The 6405-nt window shown below is 66.5% G+C and carries 9 protein-coding genes; 2 read left to right on the top strand and 7 right to left on the bottom strand.

Translation table 11 applies throughout. The annotated features are described in order from the left end of the window. Window positions 1-485: 485 nt before the first annotated feature. The gene (locus tag ACGFU6_RS34310) at window positions 486-926 is read right to left on the bottom strand and encodes a hypothetical protein (RefSeq protein ID WP_393616481.1); all 441 of its coding nucleotides are present in this window, start codon (window positions 924-926) and stop codon (window positions 486-488) included. Window positions 927-1236: 310 nt separating this feature from the next. Continuing rightward, the gene (locus tag ACGFU6_RS34305) at window positions 1237-1872 is read right to left on the bottom strand and encodes a hypothetical protein (protein ID WP_393616480.1); all 636 of its coding nucleotides are present in this window, start codon (window positions 1870-1872) and stop codon (window positions 1237-1239) included. Window positions 1873-2036: 164 nt separating this feature from the next. On the opposite strand from ACGFU6_RS34305, the gene ACGFU6_RS34300 reads away from it, so the two are divergent. After that, window positions 2037-2474 (top strand): VOC family protein, encoded by a 438-nt coding sequence (locus ACGFU6_RS34300; protein WP_393616479.1) that lies wholly within the window; start codon window positions 2037-2039, stop codon window positions 2472-2474. Between the two features lie 150 nt (window positions 2475-2624). Here the strand turns inward: ACGFU6_RS34300 and ACGFU6_RS34295 are convergent, their stop codons facing one another. Then, a complete protein-coding gene (locus tag ACGFU6_RS34295; RefSeq protein WP_393616478.1) occupies window positions 2625-3284 on the bottom strand; it encodes a TetR/AcrR family transcriptional regulator in 660 nt (219 codons plus the stop codon). A gap of 62 nt (window positions 3285-3346) precedes the next feature. Between ACGFU6_RS34295 and ACGFU6_RS34290 the strand changes: the two genes are divergently transcribed. After that, the gene (locus ACGFU6_RS34290; protein ID WP_393616477.1) at window positions 3347-3973 is read left to right on the top strand and encodes a class I SAM-dependent methyltransferase; all 627 of its coding nucleotides are present in this window, start codon (window positions 3347-3349) and stop codon (window positions 3971-3973) included. A 24-nt stretch (window positions 3974-3997) separates the two neighbouring features. Here ACGFU6_RS34290 and ACGFU6_RS34285 read toward each other — a convergent pair whose 3' ends face one another. The 4 genes from ACGFU6_RS34285 to ACGFU6_RS34270 form a co-directional block, all read right to left on the bottom strand. After that, window positions 3998-4459: a nuclear transport factor 2 family protein gene (locus tag ACGFU6_RS34285; protein WP_393616476.1), complete on the bottom strand. Its 462-nt coding sequence runs from the start codon at window positions 4457-4459 to the stop codon at window positions 3998-4000. A 111-nt stretch (window positions 4460-4570) separates the two neighbouring features. Further along, window positions 4571-4960: a VOC family protein gene (locus ACGFU6_RS34280; RefSeq protein ID WP_393616475.1), complete on the bottom strand. Its 390-nt coding sequence runs from the start codon at window positions 4958-4960 to the stop codon at window positions 4571-4573. A gap of 74 nt (window positions 4961-5034) precedes the next feature. Further along, complete coding sequence (locus ACGFU6_RS34275; RefSeq protein ID WP_393616474.1) at window positions 5035-5418, bottom strand: type II toxin-antitoxin system VapC family toxin; 384 nt, start codon at window positions 5416-5418, stop codon at window positions 5035-5037. A gap of 277 nt (window positions 5419-5695) precedes the next feature. Beyond that, on the bottom strand, window positions 5696-6364 hold the full coding sequence (locus ACGFU6_RS34270) for an ATP-binding protein (protein WP_393616473.1): 669 nt from the start codon (window positions 6362-6364) through the stop codon (window positions 5696-5698). Window positions 6365-6405 lie beyond the last annotated feature (41 nt).

The following is a 6405-nucleotide window of genomic DNA, read 5'->3' as shown; positions in this document are numbered from 1 at the left end:
TCCACGGTCGAGTACCCACACCCTCACGAACGGCCGAATCATCACACCGGTTACGCCTCACCAGCCAACATCAACAAGATCGTGTTACGAGCTCTATGGCAATCTGCAAGCCATAGCGGGAATCCAGATCATTGACGTAATCGCTGATCAGGTACTGCCCCGGCAGTTGCCAGTCAGACTCCATCCTGCGGACAAGATGCTCCCAGAACGAGAAGCGATTCCTGACGGAATACAACGGATCCGTTATGTGCTCGCGAAACTTGGGCGCAACCCGATCTCGCTCGATTTCCAATCGGTGGGTGTCGCACTGAGAGATGCTGTGAAGCATCGACGGGGCGAGCTTGGACCACACCTCATCCGTAGTCGGCGAATCCGTCGATCCCTGCCGAGATATCGAGTATCCGTTCATCGCACTACTCCTGGACCCGGCACCCTGAAGACCATCGCCCTCCTTCACCACATTTCGGCCTAAGATCGGAAGAGGTTCATAAAATTGTCGCGCCAAAATCCTGCACAGCTGAAATATAGTCACTTCTCACCGAGTCCCTCACCGAGGGATCCGATGTGTACCCATCAGCGAGCTCTAGAGCCGGACGGAGAACCGCATGTGCGAGCTCATCCAGGCTCGACTTACCTAGCAATTCATCTCTTGTCGACACCCATATGATTCCCCTTTTGTCTCGCCTGAAATCGAGTCGAAATGACGTATCGGCACCCGTGAACGAGGCCCTCCTCTCCTCTCCGGAGAAAAGCAGCCTCAGGGAGTCAAGCAGAAGAGTCACAGAAAGATAGATCATCATTCCTTGGTCGGGAGTATGACCGGAAGACCTCGCCGTTCCATTTTCTCCCTCGCAGATGATGTCACCGAGATCGAATCCACTCGGTTCTCCCTGCCCTGATCGCACCGAGAAGATAATCTTAATCACGGAACTACTTTCCATCGCCTTTCAAGCATCTGCATGTCATGTTATGGCTTGGGTACTCGTGCCCCTCTTTCCCTTCGACAGCAGGCCTGCCGGCCAAATCGGCCGCGTCGAACGCCGGGCAGGCACAGCCGCCGCATCAACCCCGTTGTCGAACCTGCATTGCAGACTGGCAGGAGTCGTTCTCGGGAGCAACGACGAGATGTGGTCAGCTGTGTTCCGGCCCCGGGGCTGACTGTCAGCATGGAATCCTGAGCTGGGTTACCCAACTTGGGCCATCGGCAGCAGTGTTGGGGCTCTGCCGGTGAGGCGCTCAGACAGTGAGGAGTGCGAGGAGCGAGACAACCATCCGGATCAGTACGAGGCCGGCAAGCACTGTTCCGGCGATGAGCCAGGGGCCTCGTGTGTAGCGCAGGAGGGTGGCACCGCACCGAAGTCCGTAGGCGGCCAGGCCACCGGAAATGAGGAGGAACAGAAGAGTTCCGGCCAGTCCGTTCAATCCGGCCGCACTCAGGAGGAACAGGACGACGTAGCACAGCAGGAGTTGCGGGAGTCCCAGGAGCCACACCTTCCGCACCTCTGCGGGGTCCGGGGCGCCCAGGAGCGGAGGCACAGCCGGTCCGGCAGGTGCCATAGGAGGCGGAGGTCCTGCGGTGACGTCGGGAGAGTGGTCATACGTCGCCGAGGTGGGAGCCGGCTGAAGGGCTGCACGCAACCGGTCGGCGAACTCCGGGTCCGCCAGCAACTCGTCTGCGATCACGGATTCGACGATGCCCGACGACCCCGCACCGGGCTGCTCGTGCAGGCGGGCGAGGGCGGAAGACCCCAGCGCGGTCCGTCCGAGCCGGCCCCAGATCATTTCGCGAACCGCTGTGGCCTGCTCTGCCGAGGCCGGCGTGGACCCGGTCAGCACCCTGACCGCCGCAGCGGATAACTCGGAAGCCTGCATCTGGATCCTTCCGGCGCCTCAGTAGGTATTCGATCGTATGGGCGACCCTGGCGATTGGTCCCCGGTTTACGACTACGCGCGAATGAGCGGCCGGGCCCGCACGACAGCTCGGCCGTGTCGTTGACGGACGGCCCCTGTCAGCACGGCTCGGTAGCATGCGAAACATGGGCATCAAACTTGAGAACGTCGGCATCGCCGTTCGCGACCTCGAAGCGGCGATCTCCTTCTTCACCGACCTCGGCCTCACGGTCCTCGGCCGTGACACGGTCAGTGGTGAGTGGACCGACACCGCCGTCGGCCTTGACGGCAATCACGCCAGGATCGCGATGCTCCAGACACCGGACGGTCAGGGTCGTCTTGAGCTCTTCGAGTACATCCACCCCGAAGCGATCGAGACGGAGCCCACCCTTCCCAACGAGATCGGCATGCATCGCGTCGCCTTCTCGGTCGACGACATCGACAAGGCCCTTGAGACAGCCGCGAAGCACGGATGCCATCCGCTGCGCGGTGTGGCGACCTATCAGGACGTCTACAAGCTCACGTACCTACGTGGCCCCAGCGGCATCCTTGTGATGCTCGCCGAGGAGCTGAAGAAGAGCTGATCACGTTCCTTGCGATGGGCTGACCTGACGGTTGGCCAGGCAGCCTAAGGGCTGTCCAGCAGAGTTGTTGGTGGGGCCGACGTCCACAACAGCGGCAGCTGCCGGCCGTTGACGTTGCTTCGGCGACTGCCGCCGAAGGGGGGTCGTGGCCTACTCGCCGTCGGTGCAGAGGTCGGCGGTCAGGGCCGTGCGGGCCCACTCCTCCCAGGCGTCGGGGGACCAGCCCCGGTCGCGTACGAAGATCAGGTACAGCTCGGGGCTGAGGAGCCCGTACAGCAGGTCGGCGGCGCGGGTGGTGTCGACGTCGGGGCGAGCGTCGGGTTTGGACGTCAGTGCCTTCGCCGCGGCGTGCTGGACGGTATAGCGCGGGTCGGCGTCGGCGGGCCACTGCGCGGCGATCTCCGGGTCCGTGGCCGCGGCAGCGGCGATCAACGGCACGATCGGGGCGACTCGGCCCAGCATGTCGCGTACACCCCGTACATGAGCGCGTAGTTGACCGGCTGCGGTGGGCTCGGCGCACGCGGCGCGAAACCAGTCCCGGTCCATCGTGGCGACCGGTTCGGCGTCCCCAGCGATGGATGTGTCGACGACGTCCTTGAACAGCGCGCGCTTGTTGCGGAACACGAAGTACACGGTCTGTACGGCCACACCCGCGCGATCCGCGACCTCCTGAAGGCTCGTCGCGCCGTACCCCTGCGCGACGAACAGGTCCCGCGCCGCCGCCACGATCTTCTCGCGAGTGCGCCGCGAGCGCTCGGCCTGCTTACCGGGGCGCTTGACGCTTCCGTCGGATCCCTTGACTCCATCCATGACCGGAGTCTATCTCTAGAGTTAATCACTAGAGCTGAACTCTAGCCTTTGGAGAGGTAGCGATGAACGAGGCTCGGACGGCTGCGGAGCTCGACCAGGAGGCGGCCGTGCGCCGCATGCTGGAGGACTACTACCGGAACGGTGAGCCGCCGTGGGACAGTGGCGTCACGCCGCCCGAACTGGTGGCCCTGGTGGAAGGGCCCGGCGCGCCGATGCCCGGCCGGGCACTCGAACTCGGCTGCGGCACCGGGACCAACGCGGTGTACCTGGCCCGGCACGGCTGGCGGGTGACGGCCGTCGACCTGGTCGACCGCGCGGTCCGGCAGGCGAGGGAGAAGGCGGCCGAGGCCGGAGCAGACGTCACGGTGGTGTGCGGGGACGCCACCCGGCTCGACGAGATGGACGTGCCCGGCCCGTACGACCTGTTCTTCGATCTGAGCTGCTACTGCGGAATCCCGCCGCACCGCCGCGACGCCTATGCCGCCGGCCTCACGAAGCGTGCCGCCCCCGGCGCACGACTGCTGATGTTCGGCTACGGGCCCGAGGCGTTCGACGACCCGATCTCCGGCGTCACCGCCGACGAACTCGCCACCAGGTTCACCGGGTGGCGGCTGGCCGACGTGACGCCCGGTACGAACCCGGTCCCGACGTTCTGGTTCACGCTGGACCGCGCCGCAGCGATGTCGTGAGCCAGGGGCTATGGGCCGCGGACGTCACGCACGGCCGTTCTCATGAATGGTGATCCCGGAGCAGGCGTCGGCGATGGCCCGCGTGTCCCAGTAGAACGGACGGACCTCGGTGATCCGCCGGCCCTTGACCGTGATCGTTTGCAGAATCGGGAAGCTGAGCTCGCGGCCGGTCGCACGCACGCGAGCACGGACCTGGGTGAGCACCACCGCAGTTTCGCCGGTGGCGAGAAACTCCTGCTTCACCATCTCGAACGACTCCCACACCTCCCCCATCACGCGGAAGAACTGCGCCATGCCCGTGTGCCCACGCCACGTACCTCCGTAGGGCAGAGCGTCTGCCTGGTGCAGCTCGACGTCCGGTGCGAAGAAGGGGGCGAGCAGGTCGAACGAGGCCTCGTCGGGGCCGCCTGCCGCCAGGTACTCCGCCTCAGCCGCGTACATGCCGGTGAGAACGGTCGTCGAGTCTGCGGTGGATGGCATCGTCATGCCGCCAGGGTGCTCGACGCGGGATGATCTTGCTGGCGGCATTCGGACGTCGTCGTGGGCGACAGTTCGTTGTGCGGGCCGATGGCGCTCTGCGGGCAACAGGCCCTGGTTCTACGGGGCCAGCGTGCGCAGGACGCAGAACTCATTGCCCTCGGGGTCCGCCATGACCACCCAGTTCCGGTCCGGGCCCTGGCCCACGTCCGCCCTGGTGGCGCCGAGGCCGAGCAGTCTGCTCACCTCGTCCTCGGTGCCGCGGTCGATCGGGCTGACGTCGAGGTGGAGCCGGTTCTTCACCGTCTTGTCCTCGGGCACCTGAATGAACACCACGGTCGGCGGCATCTGACCGGCCCGGACATCCTCGACGGTCGGCTCCCAGGAGCCGATCTCGACCTGGCCCGCGCTCCGGTCGATCACCTTGAAGTCCAGGACCTCGCACCAGAAGGCCGACAGCCTCTCCGGATCGTGGCAGTCAACGGTCAACTCGGTGAACCTGCTTGCCATGTCTCCCCCAGCTAGTGCGAACGGGGTTCAGGGTACTGGCGCCGGCCGGCCCGCCCGCCCGCGCAACAGGCAGGTCAGACCCGCCAGACCGGCATGACCTGTACGTCGTACTGAGGAATCCACGGGCTCCGGGTGACCAGCGCCAACCCCTCGGCCTGCGCCTGGGCGATCAGTATCCGGTCGAACGGATCGCTGTGCACCATCGGCAGCCGGCCCGCCCGGACGCCGTGCGCGGCTGTGATGGGCAGGGCGCCGAACTGGAGATCCCGCACCTGTTCGGCCAGGTCTCCGGGACCCTCGAAGCCGCCGAGATACTGCTTGACGGTGATCTCCCAAGCCGACACCGCGCTGACATACACGGCGGGCGCGGTCTCCAGAAGCTCCTTGCATGACGCGGGCAGTTGTGGTGAGTCGGCGATCCACCACATGACCACGCGCGTATCGAGAAGAAGTCGCATCAGCGCATCCCCAGCGCTTCCGCCACCGAGGCGCGCGCATCGTCGAAGTCCGCCGGGATACGGATACGGCCCCGCAGCGAACCCCGCCCCGGCCGCCGCCACTGCGGTTGCGGTTGCGGCCTCGGGGGTGGCGGTGGCGGCAGAAGCCTCCTCGCCACCGGTTGACCCGCCCTGCTGATGACGATCAGCCGGCCATCGGTCAGCTGCGTCAGTGTGCCAGTGAAACGCGGCAGCCGGTCAGGTACCCGGCGCCGGAGCAGCCTCTTCCAGAGCGCCCTCACGACGAGACCACCGGGCCCGCCGCCGCCTTGCCCCGGCTCTCGGCCGCCGGTGCTGTTGTCCGTACGGTCACCTGCTCGGCCGCGTGCAGGCGCAGGGCCGGGCCTCCGTCGGCCAGGACGATGAGGACCGCCAGTCCTCCCGATGCGTACCGCTCGCTCCGTACCGCGCGAACCGTGTGCCAGGCGCCCCATGCGCGTACGCACTGGCCGGGCCGGACGGACACCGCCGCGATCCGGGCCTCTGCGGGGGCGGGGTCGGCGCCCGGCGCCAGGAGTTCCGCCCACACCGTCTTGCCGATTCCGGCCCGGCGCTCGTCCACGCCCCAGCGGTGTGCCAGCGCCTCAACGAGCAGGAGCCCGCGCCCGCCCTTGTCCAGTTCGCCGGGCCGTTGCACCTCCGGCCGGCCCGCCCCCGCGTCGCTCACCTCCAGCCGCAGGAGTTCGCCCCTCCCCCGGCACTCGATGCGTACGCCCACCATCCGGTCACCGGGCACGGGCACCCGTACGGCGTTGGTCACCAGCTCCGAGAGGATCAACTCGGCGTCCGCTGCTGCCGCCTGGACCGCCCGCCACTCCCCGAGTTTGGCTCTCAGTGCCGCCCGGGCCCTGGGAACGCTGCTGCGGCAGCGCGAGAGCCTGAAGGTCACTTCTTTCGGTGTAGCCATGGCAGCTCCAAGAAGGTCGACGTCGGCCGGAATCCCCTGGA

This window comes from Streptomyces sp. NPDC048462 (genome assembly GCF_043200175.1).
GTDB lineage: Bacteria > Actinomycetota > Actinomycetes > Streptomycetales > Streptomycetaceae > Streptomyces.
This window is presented reverse-complemented; position numbering and strand designations above follow the sequence as displayed.

Excerpts from the sequence above, each read along its gene's own strand:
- ACGFU6_RS34305 (WP_393616480.1), bottom strand. The coding sequence starts at position 1,872 with ATGCAGGCTTCCGAGTTATCCGCTGCGGCGGTCAGGGTGCTGACCGGG.
- ACGFU6_RS34300 (WP_393616479.1), top strand. The coding sequence starts at position 2,037 with ATGGGCATCAAACTTGAGAACGTCGGCATCGCCGTTCGCGACCTCGAA.
- ACGFU6_RS34295 (WP_393616478.1), bottom strand. The coding sequence starts at position 3,284 with ATGGATGGAGTCAAGGGATCCGACGGAAGCGTCAAGCGCCCCGGTAAG.
- ACGFU6_RS34290 (WP_393616477.1), top strand. The coding sequence starts at position 3,347 with ATGAACGAGGCTCGGACGGCTGCGGAGCTCGACCAGGAGGCGGCCGTG.
- ACGFU6_RS34285 (WP_393616476.1), bottom strand. The coding sequence starts at position 4,459 with ATGACGATGCCATCCACCGCAGACTCGACGACCGTTCTCACCGGCATG.
- ACGFU6_RS34280 (WP_393616475.1), bottom strand. The coding sequence starts at position 4,960 with ATGGCAAGCAGGTTCACCGAGTTGACCGTTGACTGCCACGATCCGGAG.
- ACGFU6_RS34275 (WP_393616474.1), bottom strand. The coding sequence starts at position 5,418 with ATGCGACTTCTTCTCGATACGCGCGTGGTCATGTGGTGGATCGCCGAC.
- ACGFU6_RS34270 (WP_393616473.1), bottom strand. The coding sequence starts at position 6,364 with ATGGCTACACCGAAAGAAGTGACCTTCAGGCTCTCGCGCTGCCGCAGC.